The organism is Streptomyces sp. NPDC020983, assembly GCF_044333485.1.
Classification (GTDB): domain Bacteria; phylum Actinomycetota; class Actinomycetes; order Streptomycetales; family Streptomycetaceae; genus Actinacidiphila.
In genome coordinates, this window is the sequence record NZ_JBIRRA010000010.1 from 37,801 (window position 1) to 61,617 (window position 23,817).

The window sequence follows — 23,817 nt, forward strand, 5'->3', positions numbered from 1 at the left end:
TCAGGCCCCGGCCCGGTCCACGACGGAGTCCAGCGCGGGGGCGAGGACGGCGAAGGCGCGGCCGGTCAGCTCCGCGGGGTCGGCGGTGCCGTCGTCGCTCCACCGCTGGAGGATGGTGTGGAAGGCCGTGAGCGCCATCCCGGCGGCCAGCTCCGGATACAGCTCCGCCACCGGGTCCATGTCCAGCCGGCGGGCCAGTTCCGCCGCGAGCTCGCCGCGCCACTGCGCCTGGCGCTCCAGGAAGCGGGCGAGCAGCGGCGGCGTGCGCAGGATCAGCCGCACCACGCTGAGCGCCCGGTCCGCGTGCCCCGCGCAGGCGTCGACGGAGGACTGCACCGCGCGCCGCAGGGCGACGGACGGCGGTTCCTGCGGCGGCCGGGCGGCCAGCTCGTCCCGCATGCCGGCGCCCATCTCCGCCAGGAACCGGACGACCACGTCCTCCTTCGAGGAGAAGTAGCGGAAGAAGGTCCGCTTGGACACGCCCGCCGCCGCGGTGATCTCGTCCACCGTCACCGCGTCGAACCCCTGGCGCACGAGCAGGTTCAGCGCGGCCTGGGTCAGCGCGTCCGCGACGAGCGCGCGCTTGCGCTCGGCCAGGGTGCCAGCGGGTCGGGAAGTCATCCACCCATCGTAGGTGCCGCGTCAGTTCCGCCTCTAGATGTCATGCTTGACACTCAATGCCACGGAGGGCACGATGAGGCGCATGACGCGTGAGAGCCGTTGGCGAGCCGACCAGATGCCGGACCAGGACGGACGGGTGTTCGTCGTCACGGGGGCCAACAGCGGCCTCGGCCTGGCGACCACCAGGGCGCTCGCCCGCAGGGGCGCGCGGGTGGTCCTCGCCGTCCGTGACGAGGAGAAGGGCCGCCGGGCCGTCGCGCAGCTGACGTCCGAGCAGGCCCGGGCCCGCCTGGAGGTGCGCCCGCTCGACCTGTCGGACATGGCGTCGGTGCACGCTTTCGCCGACGGGCTGAAGTCCGACGGGGTGCACCCCGACGTCCTCGTCAACAACGCGGGCCTCATGGCACCGCCCCGCACGCTCACCGCGGGGGGTCAGGAGGTGCAGTTCGCCGCCAACCACCTCGGGCACTTCGCGCTCACCGCGCTGCTGCTCGACCTCATGGCCGGCAGCGACGACCCCCGCGTGGTCACCGTGACGTCCGCCAACCACCGCCAGGCGCGGATCTTCTTCGACGATCTGACGGGTGAGCGGAAGTACTCGCCGATGGGGTACTACAACCAGTCCAAGCTCGCCAACGCGCTGTTCGGCTGGGAGCTGCACCGGAGGCTGAGCGCGGCGGGCAGCCGGGTCCGCAGCGTGCTCGCGCACCCCGGCTACACCTCCACCGGCCTCCAGACGAGCGCCCCCGTGGGCCGGGTGAAGTTCGTCTTCGGCCGGCTGCTGCTGCCGCTCGCGCAGGCGCCAGACCAGGGAGCGCTGCCGCAGCTCTACGCGGCCACCGACCCGCAGGCCCGCGGCGGCGAGCTCTACGGGCCCGACGGCATGGGCGAGTTGCGCGGCGCGCCCAAGCGGGTGGAGCTGGCCCCGCGTGCCACCGACCCGGAGGCCGCCGGGCGGCTGTGGCAGCTGTCCGAGCAGATGACGGGCGTGAGTTTCGCCCTCCCCGCCGCGGCCTGACGCACCGGTCGAGAATTTTCGGGCGTTCGCGCCATATAAGCCGCCCAAACGCCGGAACAATGTATTCCGTTGCCTGCGGGCCGGGTGTGAGTCAGATCACTCTTTGGCGGTCCTTTGGTGCGGGGGCTGTTACGATGATGACCCCTTATTGACGGCAAGTTGTTCGGGGGTCCACTGTGACAAATAAGGTTCCGGACGTTGATGTCGTAAATCTCCCCGCTTTCCCATTCATAGGCCCGGAAAGCAATCCATTCATTCCGGTCCGCGATGACGATCTGGCGCGGTTAGACGGGCCGATGGGCAAGGTCCGGCTCCCGTTCGGGGGATGGGCCTGGCTGGCGACCCGGCACGCTCAGGTCAAGCAACTGCTGCGGCACCCGGGATTCAGCTCCGACCAGTACCGCCCGGGATTTCCGGTGCTGAATCCGCTGCCGCCCCAGCAGGAGGACGCCACCGGGCTCTTCATCTTCATGGACGGCGAGGCGCACAGCCGCCTGCGGCGCATGCTCACCGCCGAGTTCATGATCAAGAACATCCGGCGGATCGAGCCGCTGATCGAGGAGACCGTCGTCGACACCCTGGAGCGCATGCGCGCCGGTGGGCCGCCCGCGGACCTGATGAGCGATTTCGCCCTCCCCGTGCCGTCCATGACGATCAGCCACCTGCTGGGTGTGCCCTACTCGGACCACGAGTTCTTCCAGGAGCACAGCCGCGCGATCATGGACCGCAACTCCGGTCCCGCCGAGGTCCAGGCCGCGCTCGGCGCCCTGAGCCAGCTCCTCGGCGAGCTGATCAGGCACAAGCGCACCTCGCCCGGTGACGACCTGCTGAGCAGGCTCGTCGCCGACCGCGTCGTTCCCGGCGAGCTGCGCGAGGACGAGCTGCTGAGCATGGCGCAGCTGCTGCTCGTCGCCGGCCACGAGACCACCGCCAACATGATCGGGCTGTCCGCCCTGGCGCTCCTGGAGCACCCGGAGACCCTGGACGCCCTGCGCAAGGACCCCGCCCTCGCCCCCAACGTGGTCGAGGAACTCCTGCGGTACCTCACGGTCGTCCGGACCGGACTGCCCCGGCTCGCCATGGAGGACGTGGAGATCGACGGCCACCTCATCCGGGCCGGCGAGGGCGTCGTCGCCATGCTGTCCCTGGCCAACCGGGACGCCCTGACCTTCCCCGACCCCGAGGTCTTCGACCCCGCGCGGCAGGAGGCGCACCGCCACATGGCGTTCGGCTTCGGCCTGCACCAGTGCGTCGGGCAGCCGCTGGCCCGCGCCGAGCTGCGCATCGCGCTGGTGGAACTGGCCCGCCGCTTCCCCGGCCTGCGCTCCCTCACCACCCTCGCGGACGTCCCCAAACGCCACATGGCCGTGACGTTCGGGATCGGCGAGCTTCCGGTGACGTGGTAATGCGGATCACGGTCGACAGGGAACTCTGCTGCGGGTCCGGCAACTGCGTCGCGAACGCCCCGGAGGCGTTCGACCAGGACGACACCGAAGGACTCGTGGAACTGCTGGTGGAAGAAGCGCCCGAAAGTCTCCGGGCGCAGGTGGAAAGAGCCGCGCACATGTGTCCGGTGGGCGCGATAAGTGTCAGTCCGCAGGCTGCTCCGACGAATTGACGACGTCATGACGCGGGGGTGAGTGCGCCGTTGCCCGTGGGCCGTCCGGCGGGGTTCCGATGAATTTCACCGGCCCGCCGGACCAGGTTCCGGGACCGTGGTGAACTCTGTCGCGAGCACCGGACGGATCGTCGTCGCCCTCCGGTGCTTCTTCGGCGTGCCCGCCTCTCTGGTGCACGGGCAGAACCCGTGTGTGTCCGGGTCCGGAAACGGTGTGTCGCTGCGCGTCCTCACTGCGTGCATTTCACGCCCGGCAGGGGAGCGATGATGATGAATAATGACCCGAGAATACGAATTGTCGTGTGCGACCAGCATCCGTACGGGCGTCTCGGTATGCGCGAGGCATTAGGCCGGGACCCCGCGCTGTGCGTGGTCGGGGAGGCGCCCGGTCTCGACGAGCTGGTCCCGGTCGTCGACCTCTGCCGCCCCGACGTCGTGGTGCTGGTCGACCCGCCCTCCGCGTCGTACGCCGACACGGACGCGATGGTCGGTGTCGACGCCGACCTGGTGGTCGTCGTGACCGACGCCGACGCGGCCCTCGGCTGGGTCGCCTGCACCCGGGCCGAGATCAAGGCCCTCGTCCACTCCGACGACCCCGAGGAAGAACTGGTCACCGCGGTCCGCAGAACGGCCGACGGCTCCGGATACGTCTCACCCGGCCTCAGCGGCCCACTGCTCGGGTACGTACGCGCCTCGCTGCCGCGGCGCCTGTCCGTCGTCCCCACCCACGCGCCCCTGACCTCGCGCGAGTCCGAAGTGCTGGAGCTCGTACGGCGTGGCATGGCGAACAAGGAGATCGCCCGCCGGCTCGGACTGAGCGAGAAGACCGTCAAGTTCCACGTGTCCAACGTGCTCGCCAAGGCGCACATGGCCTCCCGGGCCCAGCTCATCGCGTCCGCCAGAACCATGTGAGCGCGGACGCCCGACCGCCCCGCCCCGGGCGGCACCGACGGCGCCGGCCCAGCTGATTGCAGCACAGGCCCGGCCGCCCGACAACCTGGACGAAAGTCCAGCGCGCGTCCGGAAATCCCCTACCGAAGCCCCAGGCCCTGGCCGTTCCTCGGACGGAAGCCGATCTTGGGGTCGCTACGGATACTCCGAGTATGAAGCCCTCCATGCCCGGTGACCAGGTGACCGACGGCTCCCACGACGACGCCGTCGCAGTGATCGGCCTCTCCTGCCGCGTCCCGTCGGCGTCGAACCCGGCCGAGCTGTGGCGTCTGCTGTCCGAAGGAACCGACGCGGTCTCCCCGTGGCCGCAGGACAGGGGGCCCGGCTCCCCGTCCTGGCGCGGCGGCTTCCTCGCCGACGTCGGCTCCTTCGACGCCGCCTTCTTCGGCGTGCGGCCCGAGGAGGCCGCCGCCATGGACCCCCAGCAGCGCCTCGCGCTGGAGCTCGCCTGGGAGGCGACGGAGGACGCCGGGGTGCCCGCCGACCGGCTCCGCGGCTCGCGCACCGGGATGTTCGTCGGCGTCGCCTCCGACGACTACACCACCCTCGCCACCCGCGCCGGCCGGCCCGGCGGCGGCGACCTCGACGACTTCGTGGGCCGGCACCGCGCCGTCGTCGCCAACCGGATCTCCTGGACGCTCGGCCTGCGCGGCCCCAGCCTGGCCGTCGACGCGGCCCAGGCGTCGTCGCTGGTGGCCGTCCACCTGGCCTGCGAGAGCATCCGCCGCGGCGAGTGCGACCTCGCCCTCGCCGGCGGTGTCAGCCTGATCCTCTCGCCGGAGAGCATGACGGCCACCGCCGGCCTGGGCGCCCTGTCCGTACGCGGCCGCAGCGCCGTCTTCGACGAGAGCGCCGACGGGTTCGTGCGCGGCGAGGGCGGCGGCATGGTCCTGCTCAAGCCGCTCGCCCGCGCCGTCGCCGACGGGGACCCCCTCTACTGCGTCATCCGGGGCAGCGCCGTCAACAACGACGGCGGCGGCGAACGGCTCACCGACCCGGACACGGAAGGCCAGCGGGACGTCCTGGCCCGCGCCTACGCCGACGCGCGCACCAGCCCCGAAGCCGTCCAGTACGTGGAGCTCCACGGCACCGGCACACCGGTCGGCGACCCCGTCGAGGCGGCCGCCCTGTCCGCCGTCGTCGGGCGCGGCGCCGACCGACCGCCGCTGCGCGTCGGTTCCGTCAAGACCAACATCGGCCACCTGGAGGCCGCCGCCGGCATCGCCGGGCTGCTCAAAGCCGCGCTCAGCGTGCGGCACCGGCAACTGCCGCCCACCCTGCACTTCCGCACCCCGCACCCGGCGATCCCGCTGGACGCGCTCAACCTGCGCGTCCAGACCGCGCTCGACGTCTGGCCGCAGCCCGACGCGCCGCTCGTCGCGGGCGTCAGCTCGTTCGGCATCGGCGGCACCAACTGCCACGTCGTGCTCGCCGAAGGCCCCTACACCGGACGCCCGGACCGCCCGGCTGCCCGGCCCGCCACCCCCCGCCCCCTGCCCTGGGTCATCTCCGCCCGCACCGGACGCGCCCTGGACGCCCAGGCCGCACGGCTGCTCGACCACCTCCGGGACAGCGGCGACGGCGCGGCCGACATCGCCCGCTCGCTGGCCGTGACCCGCTCCGCCCTCGACCACCGCGCCGTCGTCATCGGCACCGACCGGGCCGAACTCACCGCCCGGCTCGGCGACCTGCACACCGCGGCCGTCACCGGTGTCTGCGCGGCGGGCGGCCGTACCGCCTTCCTGTTCGCGGGCGGCGGCGCGCACCGCCTCGGCATGGGGCGCGAACTGTACGCGGCACACCCCGTCTTCGCCCGGGCCCTCGACGAGGTGCTCGCCCACTTCGACCCCGCGCTCGGCCTGCGCGAGGTGCTCCTCGTCGACGACGGCGCGGACGCGGCGGCCGCGCTCGACGGCATGCGCCTCATGCAGCCCGCCCTGTTCGCCTTCCAGGTCGCCATGTACCGCCTGGTCACCTCGTGGGGCGTCGAACCCGACCTGCTCGTGGGCCACTCCTTCGGCGAGATCGTCGCCGCCCACGTCTCCGGCTCCCTCTCCCTGGCCGACGCCGCGGCCCTCGCCGCGGCCCGCGGTGAACTCATGGAGGCCCTGCCGCCCGGCGGCGCCATGATCGCCGTCGAGGCCACCGAGGAGGAGGCGGCCGAAGCGCTCCGGGACACCGGCGACGTGTCCATCGGCGTCATCAACGGGCCGCGGTCCGTCGTGCTCTCCGGCGCGGACGCCTCCGTCACCCGCATCGCCGCCGCGTTCCACGCCCGCGGCCGCCGCACCACCCGCCTGCGGGTGCAGAACGCCGCCCACTCACCCCTCACCGAGCCCATGCTCGGCGAATTCGCCCGCAGGATCAGCGGGCTCACCGCCGCCGAACCGCGCATCCCGATCGTCTCCACCGTCACCGGGCGCGCCGGCACCCCGATGACGGAGTCCTACTGGACCGCCCACGTCGGCGCCACCGTGCGCTTCCACGACGCCGTCACCGCCTGCCGCGAACTGGGCGTCACCCGGTTCGTCGAACTCGCCCCGGACTCCGTCCTCACCCCGCTGGTCCACCCCGCCGAGACCGAGGTCGCGGTGGCCCTGCAGCACCGGGACGTCCCCGAACCCGAGGCCCTGCTCGCCGGACTCGGCGCGGCCTGGGTCTCCGGCCTGTCCGTCGACTGGGCCGAGGCCGTCGGCGACGCCCGGCTCGTCGCCCTGCCGACCTACGCCTTCCAGCGGGAGCGCTACTGGCTCGACGAACTCCCCGCCGCGCCCGCCGCCGAGCAGCACATCAGCTCCACCACGCTCGCCCTGCGCGACACGATCCGCACCTCCCCCGACGGCTTCCTCCAGCGCTGGCTGGCCGGGCACGTCGCCGAACTCGTCGGCGACCACCCGGCGGACCCCGACACCGCCTTCCGCGACCTCGGCTTCGACTCCGCGCTCTCGGTGCAGCTGCGCAACCGGCTCGTCTCCGCCACCGGGCTGCGCCTGCCCACCAGCGTGCTCTTCGACCACCCCACCCCCCAGGCGCTCGCCGCCCACCTGCACGACCGGATCACCGGCGCCCTGGACACCCCCGGCACGGCGGACGGCCCCCGCACGCCCGCCGTCCCCACCGGGGCCGGCGTGGACGCCGATCCGGTGGTGATCGTGGGGATGGCGTGCCGTCTGCCGGGCGGGATCGATTCGCCCGACGGGTTGTGGCGGGCGGTGTCGCAGGGCGTGGACGCGGTGTCGGAGTTCCCGGCCGACCGGGGGTGGGATCTGGCGGGGCTGTACGACCCCGATCCGGATCATCCGGGGACGAGTTATGCGCGGCACGGTGGTTTCCTGACGGGGGCGGGTGACTTCGACGCCGATTTCTTCGGGATCAGCCCGCGTGAGGCGGCCGCGATGGATCCGCAGCAGCGGTTGCTGCTGGAGACGGCCTGGGAGGCCCTGGAACGCTCGGTCATCGACCCGACCTCGCTGCGCGGCAGCCGCACCGGCGTCTTCGTCGGCGCCATGAACATGGAGTACGGCCCGCACCTGCACGCGCCGGTCGACGGCACCGAGGGCTTCCGCCTCACCGGCAACACCACGAGCGTGGCGTCGGGCCGGATCTCGTATCTGCTGGGTCTTGAGGGTCCGGCGATGACGGTGGACACGGCGTGCTCGTCGTCGCTCGTCGCCCTGCACCTGGCCGCGCAGGCCGTACGCAGCGGGGAGTGCTCGCTGGCGCTGGCGGGCGGCGTGACCGTGCTGTCCACGCCCGGGATGTTCGTGGAGTTCTCGCGGCAGCGGGGGCTGGCGCCTGACGGGCGGTGCAAGGCGTTCTCGGATGCCGCGGACGGTACGGGGTGGGCCGAGGGTGTCGGTGTGCTGGTGGTGGAGCGGTTGTCGGACGCGGAGCGCAACGGCCATCGGGTGCTGGCGGTGGTGCGGGGTTCGGCGGTGAACCAGGACGGTGCGTCGAACGGGTTGACGGCGCCGAACGGTCCGTCGCAGCAGCGGGTGATCCGTGATGCGCTGGCGGGTGCGGGTCTGGGTGCTGCGGATGTGGATGTGGTGGAGGCGCACGGTACGGGTACGGCGCTGGGTGATCCGATTGAGGCGCAGGCGCTGCTGGCGACGTACGGCCAGGAGCGGCCCGAGGACCGTCCGTTGTGGCTGGGGTCGCTGAAGTCGAACATCGGTCACACGCAGGCCGCGGCGGGGGTGGCGGGTGTCATCAAGATGGTCGAGGCGATGCGGCACGGAGTTCTCCCCCGCACCTTGCACGTGGAGGAGCCGTCGCGCCATGTGGACTGGGAGCAGGGTCAGGTCCGGCTGCTGACCGAGAACCGGTCGTGGCCCGAGGTGGACCGGCCGCGCCGCTCCGCGGTGTCCTCCTTCGGCATCAGCGGCACCAACGCCCACGTCATCCTCGAAGCCCCGCCCGCCGGTGTCACGGAGGAGCCCGCCGCCGAGCCGCCCGCGCAGGACCGGCCCGCGGCCCTGGTCCCGTGGGTGCTGTCGGCGCGGTCCGGCGACGGCATACGCCGGCAGGCCGCACGGCTGCTCGCGCACCTCGACGAGCGTCCCGAACTCGACCCGCACGACGTGGCGTTGAGCCTGGTGACGGGACGCGCACGGCTGGAGTGCCGTGCGGTGGCGTGGGGTGCGGATGGTGGGGCGCTGTGCTCGGGGCTGCGTGATCTGGCGGCGGGGGTCGAGTCGCCGGGTGTTGTGGTGGGTGGGGTGGGTGTGGGTGGGTTGGTGTGGGTGTTTCCGGGTCAGGGGTCGCAGTGGGTGGGGATGGCTCGTGAGTTGCTGGAGTCGTCGGGGGTGTTTGCTGCGCGGTTGGGTGAGTGTGCGGCGGTCATGGACGGGTTGACGGGGTGGTCGTTGCTGGATGTGGTGCGGGGGGAGGGTGTGGGGCTGGATCGGGTGGATGTGGTGCAGCCGGTGTTGTTTGCGGTGATGGTGTCGTTGGCGGCGGTGTGGGGTTCGTTGGGGGTGCGGCCTGCTGCGGTGGTGGGTCATTCGCAGGGTGAGATCGCGGCTGTGTGTGTGGCGGGTGGGTTGTCGTTGGAGGATGCGGCGCGGGTGGTGGTGTTGCGGTCGCGGGCGATCGGGGTGCTGGCCGGTCGTGGGGGGATGGTGTCGGTTCTTGCTCCTGCGGAGCGGGTGGGTGAGTGGTTGACCGGTGGGCTTGCGGTGGGGGTGGTCAACGGGCCCGGGCAGGTGGTGGTGTCGGGGGTGGTGGATGAGCTGGATGTTTTTGTGGAGCGGTGTGAGCGGGAGGGGGTGCAGGCGCGGCGGATCGCGGTGGACTACGCCTCGCACTCGCCGCAGGTCGAGGAGCTGAAGGCGGAGTTGCTGGAGGTTCTGGGCGGGATCGAGCCTCGCGGTTCGGATGTTCCGCTGGTGTCGACGGTGACGGGTGAGGTGATCGACACCGCGGTGATGGATGCGGGGTACTGGTTCGAGAATCTGCGCCGGCCGGTGCGTTTCGACAAGGCCCTGTCGGCTCTTCTGGCGGGCGGGCACCGCGCGTTCGTGGAGGTCAGCCCGCACCCCGTGCTCCTCGGTGCGGTGGTGCAGGCGGCTGAGGCGGCAGGGGTGGAGGGTGTGACCGCGGTCGGCACGCTGCGGCGGGACGAGGGCGGGCGTGATCAGCTCCTGCGCAATGCGGCGGAGTTGTTCACGGCCGGTGTGGATGTCGACTGGTCGTCGTGGGTGTCCGGGGGACGTCTCGTCGATCTGCCGACGTACGCTTTCGAGCGTCGGCGGTTCTGGTTGCCGGCGGGGCGGTCGCCGGTGGATGCGGCGGGGCTGGGTCTGGACCCGGCCGATCACCCCCTCCTCCACGCCGCCGTCCCCCTGGCCTCACAGGACGGGTGGGTACTGACCGGGCAGCTGTCCCTGCAGGACCACCCGTGGCTGAGCGACCACGCCGTCCACGGCACCGTCATCCTGCCCGGCACCGCCTTCGTCGAGCTCGCGCTGCACGCGGGTGGGCAGGCGGGGTGCGAGGTGGTGGAGGAGCTGACGCTGGAGCGTCCGCTGCTGCTGGCGGAGGGTGCGGCGGTGGTGGTGCAGGTGTCGGTGGGTGCTCCGGACGGGTCCGGCCGCCGTTCGCTCACCGTGCACTCCCGCCCCCACGGCAGCAGCGAGGAATGGGCCCGGCACGCCACGGGGACCCTCACGCCGGGACACCTGGCGCCGCAGGAGCGCCTGGGTGCCGCATGGCCGCCCCCGGGCGCCCGGCGGGTCGACGGTCCCGACAGCATCTCCGGGACCTACGAGCGTCTGGCCGGGCTCGGTTACGGATACGGGCCGGTGTTCCGGGGGCTGCGCGAGGTGTGGCGGGTCGGTGAGGAGCTGTTCGCGGAGGTGCGGCTGCCCGTCGAGCCCGGGGGGTTCGGGGTGCATCCCGCCCTGCTGGACGCCGCCCTGCACCCCCTGCTCGGCGACGAACTCCGCGTGCCGTTCGCCTGGAGCACGGTCCGTCTGGCCTCGGTGGGCGCCTCGGTGCTGCGGGTGCGGTTGACGCCGGTGGCCGACGGTGTGGTGCGGGTGGCGGCGTTCGACGGTGCGGGGCTGCCGGTCGTGACGGTGGACGGACTGCGACTCCACCCGATGTCGCAGGACCAGCTCCGGGAAGTGGCGGGGCAGGGCGCCGGTGGCCTCTTCGAACTCCGGTGGACGGCTGTCCCGGTGCCGGAGACGGAAGTGGGGGAGCCGTCCGGGGTGCGTGTGGAGGAGGTCGCGCCGGGTGGTGACGTACGTGGGCGGCTGGGTGAAGTGCTGGCGGTGGTGCAGGACTTCCTGGGCGGGGCGCCGGAGGACGGCCGGCTGGTGGTGGTGACGCACGGGGGGATGGCGGGCGTCGCCGATCCGGTGACGGCTGCGGTGTGGGGCCTGCTGCGGTCGGCGCAGGCGGAGCACCCCGGTCGTGTCGTCGTGCTCGACACACCCGCGGATGCCGACACCGCGAGCGCGGTGACGGCCGCCCTCGCGACGAACGAGCCCCAAATCGTTCTTGAGGAGGGCCGTTTCCTCGTGCCTCGCCTTGCGGCGCTGACCGCCGGGGAAGACCGGGCCGTTTCCTTTGCTTCTGAGGGGACGGTGCTGGTGACGGGGGCGGGTGGTGTGCTGGCGGGGCATGTGGTGCGGCATCTGGTGGCGCGTCATGGGGTGCGGCATCTGCTGTTGGTGGGGCGTCGTGGGGGTGAGCGGGTCGAGCGGTTGGTGGCGGAGGTGTCGGCGGCGGGTGTGTCGGCGCGGTTCGTGGTGTGTGATGTCGCTGATCGTGATGCGGTCGCGGGTGTGCTGGACGGTGTGGGGGCCGGGCGTCCGCTGACGGGTGTGGTGCACACGGCGGGGGTGCTGGACGACGGTGTGGTCACGGCGTTGACGCCGGAGCGGGTGGATGCGGTGGTGGCGCCGAAGGTGGATGGTGCGCGCTGGCTGGACGAGTTGACGCGGGCGCGGGGGATGCGGTTGTCGGCGTTCGTGGTGTTCTCGTCGGCTGCCGGTGTGGTGGGTACGGCGGGGCAGGGTAACTATGCTGCGGCGAACGCGTATCTGGACGCGTTGGTGCGGGTGCGTCGTGAGGACGGTCTTGCCGGGACCTCGATGGCATGGGGGTTGTGGGCCGAGACCAGTGCCATGACCGGTCATCTGGGTGGTGCGGATCTGGCGCGGCTGGCGCGTACGGGTCTGGCGCCGATCTCCACCGAGGACGGGCTCGCCCTCTTCGACGCCGCCCTGACCTCCGACCGCGCGACGGTCGTACCCGTGCGTCTCGACCTGCCCGCCCTCCGCAACCGTGCGGCCCAGGGCAGCCTGCCCGCCGTCTTCGGTTCCCTGGTGCGGCTTCCGCTGCGGCAGGCGGCAGCGCCCGTTGCCGGGGAGTCCCGGTCCTGGACCGCCGGGATGGCGGCGTTGGGGGAGGCGGAGCGTTCGGCGGCGCTGGCCGATCTGGTCGGGGCGCAGGTCTCGCTCGTCCTGGGGCACGGATCGGGCGCGTCGGTGGACCCGCAACGGGCCTTCCGGGAGATGGGCTTCGACTCCCTCACCGGCCTCGAACTGCGCCAGCGGCTCCAGGCCGTCACAGGACTGCGGCTGCCGTCCACACTGGTCTTCGACTACCCGACGCTCACAGCGCTGGCCGCCTACCTGGACGAGCAGGTCCGGGGTACGTCCGCGACCTCGGCCGTCTCGCCTCCCTCAGCCGTCTCGTTCACGGAGACGGCCTCCGATCCGGTGGTGATCGTGGGGATGGCGTGCCGTCTGCCGGGCGGGATCGATTCGCCCGGGGAGCTGTGGCAGGCGGTGGTGGACGGCCTGGACGCGGTGTCGGAGTTCCCGGCCGACCGGGGGTGGGATCTGGCGGGGCTGTACGACCCCGACCCGGACCATCCGGGGACGAGTTATGCGCGGCACGGCGGCTTCCTGACCGGGGCGGGTGACTTCGACGCCGACTTCTTCGGGATCAGCCCGCGTGAGGCGGCCGCGATGGATCCGCAGCAGCGGCTGCTGCTGGAGACGGCCTGGGAGGCCCTGGAACGCTCGGCGATCGACCCGACCTCCCTGCGCGGCACCCGCACCGGCGTCTTCACCGGCCTCATGTACCACGACTACGGCTTCACGCAGGGCGGGACCGCCGAGGACGTCGAGGGAATGCTGATCACCGGCAACAGCGGCGGTGTCGCCTCGGGCCGGATCTCGTATCTGCTGGGTCTTGAGGGTCCGGCGATGACGGTGGACACGGCGTGCTCGTCCTCCCTGGTCGCCCTGCACCTCGCTGCCCAGGCCCTGCGCAGCGGGGAGTGCTCGCTGGCGCTGGCGGGCGGGGTGACGGTGATGTCGACACCGACGACATTCGTGGAGTTCTCGCGGCAGCGGGCGATGTCCCCCGACGGGCGGTGCAAGGCGTTCTCGGACGCCGCCGACGGTGCCGGGTGGGCCGAGGGCGTCGGTCTCCTGGTGGTGGAGCGGCTGTCGGACGCGCAGCGCAACGGCCACCAGGTCCTCGCCGTCGTGCGGGGCTCGGCGGTGAACCAGGACGGTGCCTCGAACGGGTTGACGGCGCCGAACGGCCCCTCCCAGCAGCGGGTGATCCGTGACGCCCTCGCCGGCGCGGGGCTGGGTGCTGCGGATGTGGACGCGGTGGAGGCGCACGGCACCGGCACCGCACTGGGCGACCCGATCGAGGCGCAGGCACTGCTGGCGACCTACGGCCAGGAGCGTTCCGGCAGCGAGCCGTTGTGGCTGGGCTCGGTCAAGTCGAACATCGGTCACACGCAGGCCGCGGCGGGCGTCGCGGGTGTCATCAAGATGGTCGAGGCGATGCGGCACGGGGTTCTCCCGCGCACCTTGCACGTGGAGGAGCCGTCGCACCATGTGGACTGGGAGCAGGGTCAGGTCCGGTTGCTGACCGAGAACCGGCTCTGGCCCGAGGTGGACCGGCCCCGTCGCTCCGCGGTGTCCTCCTTCGGGATCGGCGGTACGAACGCCCACGTCATCCTCGAAGCCCCGCCCGCCGAGGTGACGGCGGAGCCCGCCGCCGAGCCGCCCGCCGACTCCGCCACCCCGGAGAGCGCGCCGGCCGCCGACCCGGCTCTGGTCCCGTGGGTGTTGTCGGCGCGGTCCGTGGAGGGTGTGCGGCGGCAGGCGGCGCGGCTTTTGGCGCGTCTGGATGATGCTCCGGGGCTCGGGTTGCGGGATGTGGGGCTGACGCTGGCGTCGGGGCGGGCTCTGCTGGATCACCGGGCTGTTGTGCTGGGTGCGGATGGTGGGGCGCTGTGCTCGGGGCTGGCGGCTCTGGCTGCTGGTGAGGACTGTGCGGGTGTTGTGGTGGGTGGGGTGGGTGCGGGTGGGGTGGTGTGGGTGTTTCCGGGTCAGGGGTCGCAGTGGGTGGGGATGGCTCGTGAGTTGCTGGAGTCGTCGGGGGTGTTTGCTGCGCGGTTGGGTGAGTGTGCGGCGGTCATGGACGGGTTGACGGGGTGGTCGTTGCTGGATGTGGTGCGGGGGGAGGGTGTGGGGCTGGATCGGGTGGATGTGGTGCAGCCGGTGTTGTTTGCGGTGATGGTGTCGTTGGCGGCGGTGTGGGGTTCGTTGGGGGTGCGGCCTGCTGCGGTGGTGGGTCATTCGCAGGGTGAGATCGCGGCTGTGTGTGTGGCGGGTGGGTTGTCGTTGGAGGATGCGGCGCGGGTGGTGGTGTTGCGGTCGCGTGCGATCGGGGTGCTGGCCGGTCGTGGGGGGATGGTGTCGGTTCTTGCTCCTGCGGAGCGGGTGGGGGAGTGGTTGACCGGTGGGCTTGCGGTGGGGGTGGTCAACGGGCCCGGGCAGGTGGTGGTGTCGGGGGTGGTGGACGAGCTGGATGTTTTCGTGGAGCGGTGTGAGCGGGAGGGGGTGCAGGCGCGGCGGATCGCGGTGGACTACGCCTCGCACTCGCCGCAGGTCGAGGAGTTGCGTGCCGAACTCCTCGATGTCCTGGGCGGGATCGAGCCTCGCAGTTCGGATGTTCCGCTGGTGTCGACGGTGACCGGTGAGGTGATCGACACCGCGGTGATGGATGCGGGGTACTGGTTCGAGAACCTGCGCCGGCCGGTGCGTTTCGACAAGGCCCTGTCGGCTCTTCTGGCGGGCGGGCACCGCGCGTTCGTGGAGGTCAGCCCGCATCCGGTGCTGCTGGGTGCGGTGGTGCAGGCGGCTGAGGCGGCAGGGGTGGAGGGTGTGACCGCGGTCGGCACGCTGCGGCGGGACGAGGGCGGGCGTGATCAGCTCCTGCGCAATGCGGCGGAGTTGTTCACGGCCGGTGTGGATGTCGACTGGTCGTCGTGGGTGTCCGGGGGACGTCTCGTCGATCTGCCGACCTTCGCTTTCGAGCGTCGGCGGTTCTGGTTGTCGGCGGGGCGGTCGCCGGTGGATGCGGCGGGGCTGGGTCTGGACCCGGCCGATCACCCCCTCCTCCACGCCGCCGTCCCCCTGGCGGACCGCGGCGACATCGTGCTCACGGGACGGATATCCCTCGACACCCAGCCCTGGCTGGCCGACCACGCCGTCTTCGGCGCGGCGCTGCTCCCGGGAACGGCCTTCGTCGAGCTCGCGCTGCACGCGGGTGGGCAGGCGGGGTGCGAGGTGGTGGAGGAGCTGACGCTGGAGCGTCCGCTGCTGCTGGCGGAGGGTGCGGCGGTGGTGGTGCAGGTGTCGGTGGGTGCTCCGGACGCGTCCGGCCGCCGCTCGCTCACCGTGCACTCCCGCCCCCACGACGCGGGGTCCGACTGGGTACGGCACGCCGCCGGTGTGGTGGCACCCGGTACGTCCCTGCCGCAGGAGCGGCTGGACATCGCCTGGCCGCCGTCCGGTGCGCAGCCCGTGCCGGGCGCGGAGGTCTATGAGCGTCTGGCCGGGCTCGGTTACGGATACGGGCCGGTGTTCCGGGGGCTGCGGGAGATGTGGCGGGTCGGTGAGGAGCTGTTCGCGGAGGTGCGGCTGCCCGTCGAGCCCGGGGGGTTCGGGGTGCATCCCGCCCTGCTGGACGCCGCCCTGCACCCCCTGCCGACGGACGACTTGCGGGTGCCCTTCTCATGGAGCGGGGTCAGGCTGCACGCGGTGGGGGCCACGGTGCTGCGGGTGCGGTTGACGCCCGGGGCCGACGGTGTGGTGCGGGTGGCGGCGTTCGACGGTGCGGGCCGACCCGTCGTGACGGTGGACGAGCTGCGCATCCACCCGATGTCGCAGGACCAGCTCCGCCAGGTCGCCGCGGGCCGGACGAACGGCCTGTACGAGCTGCGCTGGACTGCCGCGCCGGTTCCGGAAGCGATGCCGGGGCGGGACATGTCCGGGGTGCGTGTGGAGGAGGTCGCGCCGGGTGGTGACGTACGTGGGCGGCTGGGTGAAGTGCTGGCGGTGGTGCAGGACTTCCTGGGCGGGGCGCCGGAGGACGGCCGGCTGGTGGTGGTGACGCACGGGGGGATGGCGGGCGTCGCCGATCCGGTGACGGCTGCGGTGTGGGGCCTGCTGCGGTCGGCGCAGGCGGAGCACCCCGGTCGTGTCGTCGTGCTCGACACACCCGCGGACGCGGACGTCCCGAGCGCGGTGACGGCCGCCCTCGCGACGAACGAGCCCCAGGTCGTCCTGCACGACGGGCAGTTCCTCGTCCCCCGGCTGGCCGTGTCCCCCGTGGAGGACGAGGGCCGGGCCGTTTCCTTTGCTTCTGAGGGGACGGTGCTGGTGACGGGGGCGGGTGGTGTGCTGGCGGGGCATGTGGTGCGGCATCTGGTGGCGCGTCATGGGGTGCGGCATCTGCTGCTGGTGGGGCGTCGTGGGGGTGAGCGGGTCGAGCGGTTGGTGGCGGAGGTGTCGGCGGCGGGTGTGTCGGCGCGGTTCGTGGTGTGTGATGTCGCTGATCGTGATGCGGTCGCGGGTGTGCTGGACGGTGTGGGGGCCGGGCGTCCGCTGACGGGTGTGGTGCACACGGCGGGGGTGCTGGACGACGGTGTGGTCACGGCGTTGACGCCGGAGCGGGTGGATGCGGTGGTGGCGCCGAAGGTGGATGGTGCGCGCTGGCTGGACGAGTTGACGCGGGCGCGGGGGATGCGGTTGTCGGCGTTCGTGGTGTTCTCGTCGGCTGCTGGTGTGGTGGGTACGGCGGGGCAGGGTAACTATGCTGCGGCGAACGCGTATCTGGACGCGTTGGTGCGGGTGCGTCGTGCGGATGGTCTTGCCGGGACCTCGATGGCGTGGGGGTTGTGGGCCGAGACCAGTGCCATGACCGGTCATCTGGGTGGTGCGGATCTGGCGCGGCTGGCGCGTACGGGTCTGGCGCCGATCTCCACCGAGGACGGGCTCGCCCTCTTCGACGCCGCCCTGACCTCCGACCGCGCGGCCCTCGTCACCGCCCTGCTCGACCTGCCCGCCCTCCGCAACCGCGCGGCCCAGGACAGCCTGCCGCCGCTGTTCTCCTCCCTCGTCCGCACGCCGGTCCGGCGTCCTGTCGCCGAAGCCGGAGGCGCGGGGGCGCCGTCGTGGCTCGCGGACATGGCGGCGTTGGGGGAGGCGGAGCGTTCGGCGGCGCTGGCCGATCTGGTCGGGGCGCAGGTCTCGCTCGTCCTGGGGCACGGATCGGGCGCGTCGGTGGACCCGCAACGGGCCTTCCGGGAGATGGGCTTCGACTCCCTCACCGGCCTCGAACTGCGCCAGCGGCTCCAGGCCGTCACAGGGCTGCGGCTGCCGTCCACACTGGTCTTCGACTACCCGACGCTCACCGCGCTGAGCGGTTTCCTCGACGAGCAGATCCGCGGCACCTCCGCGGTCCCGGCCGTGCCGCAGCCGCCCACCGGTGCCGGCGTGGACGCCGATCCGGTGGTGATCGTGGGGATGGCGTGCCGTCTGCCGGGCGGGATCGATTCGCCCGGGGAGCTGTGGCAGGCGGTGGTGGACGGCCTGGACGCGGTGTCGGAGTTCCCGGCCGACCGGGGGTGGGATCTGGCGGGGCTGTACGACCCCGATCCGGATCATCCGGGGACGAGTTATGCGCGGCACGGTGGTTTCCTGACGGGGGCGGGTGACTTCGACGCCGATTTCTTCGGGATCAGCCCGCGTGAGGCGGCCGCGATGGATCCGCAGCAGCGGCTGCTGCTGGAGACGGCCTGGGAGGCCCTGGAACGCTCGGCGATCGACCCGACCTCCCTGCGCGGCACCCGCACCGGCGTCTTCACCGGCCTGATGGCCGGCGAGTACGGGCCGCCCCTGCACGAACCCGTCGACGGTATGGAGGGGTTCCGCATGCTCGGCAACGCGTCGAGCGTGGCGTCGGGCCGGATCTCGTATCTGCTGGGTCTTGAGGGTCCGGCGATGACGGTGGACACGGCGTGCTCGTCGTCGCTCGTCGCCCTGCACCTCGCTGCCCAGGCCCTGCGGAACGGGGAGTGCTCGCTGGCGCTGGCGGGCGGGGTGACGGTGATGTCGACGCCGACGACGTTCGTGGAGTTCTCGCGGCAGCGGGCGATGTCCCCCGACGGGCGGTGCAAGGCGTTCTCGGATGCCGCGGACGGTGCCGGGTGGGCCGAGGGCGTCGGTCTGCTGGTGGTGGAGCGGCTGTCGGACGCCCGGCGCAACGGCCACCAGGTGCTGGCCGTCGTGCGGGGCTCGGCGGTGAACCAGGACGGTGCCTCGAACGGGTTGACGGCGCCGAACGGCCCCTCCCAGCAGCGGGTGATCCGTGACGCCCTCGCCGGCGCGGGCCTGAACGGCGCCGACGTGGACGCGGTGGAGGCGCACGGCACCGGCACCGCACTGGGCGACCCGATCGAGGCACAGGCGCTGCTGGCGACCTACGGCCGGCAGCGGCCCGAGGACCGGCCGTTGTGGCTGGGCTCGGTCAAGTCGAACATCGGTCACACGCAGGCCGCGGCGGGCGTCGCGGGCATCATCAAGATGATCGAGGCGATGCGGCACGGCGTCCTCCCGCGCACCCTGCACGCGGACGAGCCGACCCACCACGTCGACTGGGAGCAGGGCCAGGTCCGGCTGCTGACCGAGAACCGGCCCTGGCCCGACGTGGACCGGCCCCGTCGCTCCGCGGTGTCCTCCTTCGGGATCAGCGGCACCAACGCCCACGTCATCCTCGAAGCCCCGCCCGCCGAGGTCACGGAGGAGCCTGCCGCCGAACCGCCCGCGCCGGACCGGCCGGCACCCCTCACCCCCTGGGTCCTGTCGGCACGGACCCGGGACGGTGTACGGCGGCAGGCCGTCCGGCTGCTCGCCCACCTCGACGCCCACCCCGGGCTCGACGCGGCCGACATCGGGCTCACCCTCGCGTCCGGGCGCGCACTGCTCGACCACCGGGCCGTCGTCCTCGGCGCCGACCGCGACGCCACGGTCTCGGCGCTGGCCGCGGTGGCCGCCGGTGAGGACACGCCGGACGCCGTGCTCGGCGCGGTGGGTGCCGCGGGAACCGGCGGCTCGGCGCTGGTGTTCTCCGGCCAGGGGGCGCAGCGTGCCGGGGCGGGCAGGGAGCTGTACGAGCGGTACCCGGTCTTCGCCGGGACGTTCGACGCCGTGTGCGCGGCCGTCGACGCGCATCTCGACGGGTACGTCGAACACCCCCTCCGCGACGTCGCGTTCGCGCCGGCGGGGTCGCCCCTGGCGGCGCTGCTCGATCAGAGCGTGTACACGCAGACCGCGCTGTTCGCGCTGGAGACGGCGCTGTGGGAGCTGCTGCGGTCCTGGGGCGTCGCGCCCGACTACGTGATGGGGCACTCGCTGGGCGAGATCACCGCGGCCTGCGCGGCGGGCGTGCTGTCCCTGCCCGACGCGTGCGCCCTGGTCGCGGCCCGCGGGCGGCTGATGCAGGCGCTGCCGGAGGGCGGCGGGATGGTCGCGGTGGAGGCGGACGAGCAGGAGGTCGGCTCCCACCTGGAGGCGGCCGGACTGACGGAGGCGGCGGGCATCGCGGCCGTCAACGGGCCGCGGGCGGTGGTGGTCTCGGGGGACGACTCCGCCGTGACCGCCGTCGCCGGCCACTTCCGGTCCGCCGGGCGGCGGGTGCGCCGGCTGCCGGTCTCCCACGCCTTCCACTCGTACCGCACCGAGCCGATGCTCGCGGAATTCGCCGAGGTGCTGTCCGGCCTGGCCTTCGAGCCGCCGCACATCCCCGTCGTCTCCAACCTCACCGGCGAGGTCGCCGATCCCGCGCAGCTGTGCACGCCCGCGTACTGGGTCGAGCACGTCCGCCGGGCCGTGCGGTTCGCCGACGGGGTGCGCTGCCTGGCCGGCCGGGGGGTCACCACCTTCCTGGAGGTCGGCCCGGCGGCCGTGCTCACCCCGATGGCGCACGCCACCCTCGACTCCGTGCTGCCGGACGGCCGTTACGCCGCCGTGGCCACGCTCACCCCCGGGCGGCCCGAGGCGCAGGCGCTGGCCGGTGCGCTGGCCCTGCCGTTCACGAGCGGCCTGCCCGTGGCGTGGGAGCGGACGCTGCCGGGCGGCCGCCGGGTGGAGCTGCCCGGCTACCCGTTCGCGCGGCAGCGCTACTGGCAGGCGGCCGACGAGACGGTCACCGGGCTGCGCGCCGCCGGCCTCAGCGCCTCCCGGCACCCGCTGCTCGGCGCCGCCGTGCACCTGCCCGACGGGCAGACCGTGCTCACCGGACGGCTGCTGCCGGGGGCGCAGCCCTGGCTCGCCGACCACGCCGTGGACGGCACGCCGCTGCTGCCGGGCACCGCCTTCCTCGAACTGGCCCTGCACGCCGGGGCCGAGACCGGCTGCCCGGTCGTCGAGGAGCTGACCCTGCACACGCCCCTCGCCCTGCCCTCCGGCGCAGCGGTGTACTTCCGGGCGGTCGTGGGCGCCGCGGACGAGGAGGGCCGCCGGACGGTCGCCCTGTATTCCACGGACTCGCCGTCGGCACCGGCCGACGCCGGGGCCTCCGTCCGCCACGCGACGGGCGTGCTCAGCCCCGCCGCCCCGCAGCCGCCCGCGGAGTGGACCTGGCCGCCGGTCGGGGCGACACCCGTGCCCCTGGACGGCTTCTACGCCGGGCTGGCCGGCCGCGGCTACGACTACGGTCCGGCCTTCCGCGGGCTGCGCGCGGCCTGGCGTACCGCGGACGAGCTCTACGCGGAGGTCGAACTCCCCGTGGAGCCCGGCGGGTTCGGCCTGCACCCCGCACTCCTGGACGCCGCCCTGCACACCGTCACGCTCGGCCTCCCGGAGCTGGCCGGGAGCGGCGCCGACCGGCCCCTGCTGCCGTTCTCCTGGTCCGGCGTGACCCTGGAGGCCACCCGGGCCTCCGTGCTGCGGGTGCGGCTCGCGGCGACCGGTGACGGGGCCGTCTCCCTGAGCGCCGCCGACACCGCCGGCCGGCCCGTCGTCACCGTCGACGCCCTCGCGCTGCGGCCGATGGCGGCGGGAACGGCCGCCGAGCGGGACGCGGGCCTGCATCTGCGCTGGCGGCCGCTGCCCGCCGCGGGCGGCGCGACGCCCCCGGCGGATCTCGCGGTCCTCCCCGTCGAACCGGGCGGCGACCCGCGGACCCGGCTGGCCGAGGTGCTGGAGTCGGTCCAGCGCTTCCTCGCCGGCCCGGCACCCGACGGCGCGCGGCTCGCCGTCGTCACCCGGGGCACGCTCATGGACCGGCCCGACCCGGTCAGCGCCGCGGTGTGGGGCATGCTGCGCTCCGCCCAGGCCGAGCATCCCGGACGGCTCCTGCTGGTCGACGTGGACAGCCGGTCGGACGAGGCCCTGGCGACGGCCGCGGCCACCGCCGAACCGCAGGTCGCCGTGCGCGGCGGCCGTGCGTTCGCCCCCCGGCTCACGCGCACCGCCCCGGCCGTGCTGCCGCTGCCGGACGCCCCCGGCTGGCGGCTGCGCACCGAGGGGCCCGGCGCGCCGGAGCCCGTCGCCGTCCCGGATCCGGACGGACCGCTGGGCGCAGGGGAGGTCCGCGTCTCGCTGCGGGCCGCCGCGGCCGGCCCCGGACACCCGGCCGGTGCCGGGACGGCCTGGGCCGCCGCCGGGGTGGTCGTGGAGACCGGAGCGGCCGTCACCTCTCCCGCCGTCGGGGACCGCGTGTTCGGCATGCTGCCGGAAGGCGGGTCCCCGGGGCGGTTCGCGGTGACCGATCACCGCGACCTGGCGCCGGTCCCCGACGGCTGGAGCTTCGCGCAGGCCGCCGCGGCCGCGCCGGCGTTCCTGACCGCCTGGCACGCCCTGGCCGACCTGGCCCGTACCGGACCCGGGGACCAGGTGCTCGTCCACGGCGCCGGAACCGCGGTCGGCCTGGCCGCCGTGCAGGTCGCCTCGCACCTCGGCGCGGAGGTGTACGCCACCGCCCCGTCCGGTGCCCGCGACGTCCTGGAAAGCCTCGGGCTGGACGCGGCGCATCTGGCCGAGCCGGAGGCCGACGCCTTCCCCAAGACGCTCCCGGCCGGCATCGACGTGATCCTCGACCCGGTGGGCGCGGACACCGCCGAGGCGTCGGCCGCGCTCCTCGCCACCGGGGGCCGCTACCTGGCCGTCGCCGGGCGGTACGAGGCCCCAGGCGGTGCCGCCTGCCCGGACTCGGCCCCCGTCGGCGTGGCGGACGCCGGACCCGCCCGACAGCGGGAGATCCTGGCGGGCCTGGCGGCGCTGCTGCCGGCCGGGGCCCTACCGCCGCCGGTGCGCGCCCTCGACGTGCGGGCCGCCGCGGGCGGCGGCCTCCCGGCCGAGCCGTCCGGCACCGCGCCCGGCCTTGAGGCCGCGGAGGTCCTGACCTTCCCCCGCCCCCTCGACCCGGACGGCACGGTCGTCGTGACCGGCGCGAGCGGCACCCTGGCGCAGCACGTCGTACGCCGGCTGGTCGGCGAACACGGCGTCCGGCACCTGCTGCTGCTCAGCCGCAGCGGCGCCGGGCTGCCCGAGGACCTGCGCGACGGGCGGGTGACCGCGCTGGCGGTCGCCTGCGACGTCGGCGACCGCGACGCGCTCGCCCGCGCCCTGGCCCGCGTCCCCGCCGGGCACCCGCCGACCGCCGTGGTGCACACCGCGGGCGTCCTCGACGACGGAGTCCTGGAAGCCCTCACCCCCGAGCGGCTCGGCACCGTGCTGCGGCCGAAGGCGGACGCGATCCGGCACCTGGACGAGCTGACCGCCGACGCCGACCTGGCGGCCTTCGTGGTCTTCTCCTCCGCGGCCGGCGTGCTCGGCTCGCCCGGCCAGGCCAACTACGCCGCCGCCAACGCCTACCTGGACGCCTTTGCCACCCGCAGGCACGGGGAGGGGCGGCCCGCCGTCTCCCTCGCCTGGGGCATGTGGAGCGAGGCCAGTGGCATGACGTCCGGCCTCGGCGACGCCGACCGCGGCCGGATCGCCCGCAGCGGACTGCTGCCGACCGGCACCGAGGAGGGGCTCGCCGCCTTCGACCGGGCGCTGACGTCGGCCGTGCCGTTCCTCGTCCCGGCGCGGGTCGACACCGCGGCCCTGCGCACGCCGGACGCACCGGTGCTCCTGCGCGACCTGGCACCCGCCCCCTCGCGGCGTGCCGCCGCCGGGGCCGCCCCGGCCGCGTCCGAGCCGCTGCGCGACCGGCTGCTCGAACTGCCCGCCGAGCGGCGGCGCGAGGCGCTGCTCGACATCCTGCGCGCCGAGGCGGCCGAGGTGCTCGGCTACGGCGACCCGCGCCGCATCCCCGAGGACGGCGCCTTCCGCGACCTCGGCTTCGACTCCCTCACCGCCGTCGAACTCCGCAACCGGGTCAGCGCCCGGACCGGCCTCCGGCTCAGCTCCACCGCGGTGTTCGACCACCCCAGCCCCGGCGCCCTCGTCGACCACCTGCTCGAAGGGATCGCCCCCCGCCCCGCCGAAAAGGGCGGCGGCGAACCCACCTACGAGCAGGTCATGGCCGACCTCACCCGGCTGCGCGGCCACATGTCGGCACTGAACCTGACCGGCGCCCAGCGCACCGCACTGGCCGAGACCGTCCGCAGCATGTCGGTGCCGTGGACGGCACCGGCCTCCCCGGCGCAGGCCGAGGAGAACCCGCCCGCCGACCTCGGATCCGCGAGCGCGGCGGAGGTCCTCGCCTTCGTCACGAACAGCCTCGGCATCTCCGTCTCCGGCGACGAACCGCCCACCGACCCGAGTTGAGA

Annotated in this window: 6 protein-coding genes; 5 read left to right on the forward strand and 1 reads right to left on the reverse strand. The window is 73.7% G+C overall.

Going from position 1 to position 23,817, the window contains the following annotated elements; translation table 11 throughout:
- Positions 1-621 (reverse strand): TetR family transcriptional regulator, encoded by a 621-nt coding sequence (locus ACH4SE_RS22965; RefSeq protein ID WP_398545300.1) that lies wholly within the window; start codon positions 619-621, stop codon positions 1-3.
- 82 nt (positions 622-703) lie between these two features.
- Here ACH4SE_RS22965 and ACH4SE_RS22970 point away from each other — a divergent pair, with 82 nt between their 5' ends.
- The 5 genes from ACH4SE_RS22970 to ACH4SE_RS22990 all read left to right on the forward strand — a co-directional run bounded on the left by ACH4SE_RS22970 (position 704) and on the right by ACH4SE_RS22990 (position 23,815).
- Positions 704-1,639, forward strand: a complete 936-nt coding sequence (locus ACH4SE_RS22970; protein ID WP_398545301.1) for an oxidoreductase — start codon at positions 704-706, stop codon at positions 1,637-1,639.
- Between the two features lie 296 nt (positions 1,640-1,935).
- The gene (locus ACH4SE_RS22975; RefSeq protein ID WP_398545302.1) at positions 1,936-3,045 is read left to right on the forward strand and encodes a cytochrome P450; all 1,110 of its coding nucleotides are present in this window, start codon (positions 1,936-1,938) and stop codon (positions 3,043-3,045) included.
- Complete coding sequence (locus tag ACH4SE_RS22980) at positions 3,045-3,257, forward strand: ferredoxin (RefSeq protein ID WP_398545303.1); 213 nt, start codon at positions 3,045-3,047, stop codon at positions 3,255-3,257. Before ACH4SE_RS22975 ends, ACH4SE_RS22980 begins: the two co-directional genes overlap by 1 nt.
- A gap of 300 nt (positions 3,258-3,557) precedes the next feature.
- Positions 3,558-4,169 carry a LuxR C-terminal-related transcriptional regulator gene (locus tag ACH4SE_RS22985; protein WP_398545304.1) on the forward strand — a complete coding sequence of 204 codons (612 nt, stop codon included), beginning with the start codon at positions 3,558-3,560 and terminating at the stop codon, positions 4,167-4,169.
- Positions 4,170-4,360: 191 nt separating this feature from the next.
- The gene (locus ACH4SE_RS22990; RefSeq protein ID WP_398545305.1) at positions 4,361-23,815 is read left to right on the forward strand and encodes an SDR family NAD(P)-dependent oxidoreductase; all 19,455 of its coding nucleotides are present in this window, start codon (positions 4,361-4,363) and stop codon (positions 23,813-23,815) included.
- Positions 23,816-23,817: the final 2 nt, after the last annotated feature.

Bases quoted from the DNA above. Each gene is read 5' to 3' on its own strand.
- ACH4SE_RS22970 (WP_398545301.1), top strand. From the start codon at position 704: ATGACGCGTGAGAGCCGTTGGCGAGCCGACCAGATGCCGGACCAGGAC.
- ACH4SE_RS22965 (WP_398545300.1), bottom strand. From the start codon at position 621: ATGACTTCCCGACCCGCTGGCACCCTGGCCGAGCGCAAGCGCGCGCTC.
- ACH4SE_RS22980 (WP_398545303.1), top strand. From the start codon at position 3,045: ATGCGGATCACGGTCGACAGGGAACTCTGCTGCGGGTCCGGCAACTGC.
- ACH4SE_RS22990 (WP_398545305.1), top strand. From the start codon at position 4,361: ATGAAGCCCTCCATGCCCGGTGACCAGGTGACCGACGGCTCCCACGAC.
- ACH4SE_RS22975 (WP_398545302.1), top strand. From the start codon at position 1,936: ATGGGCAAGGTCCGGCTCCCGTTCGGGGGATGGGCCTGGCTGGCGACC.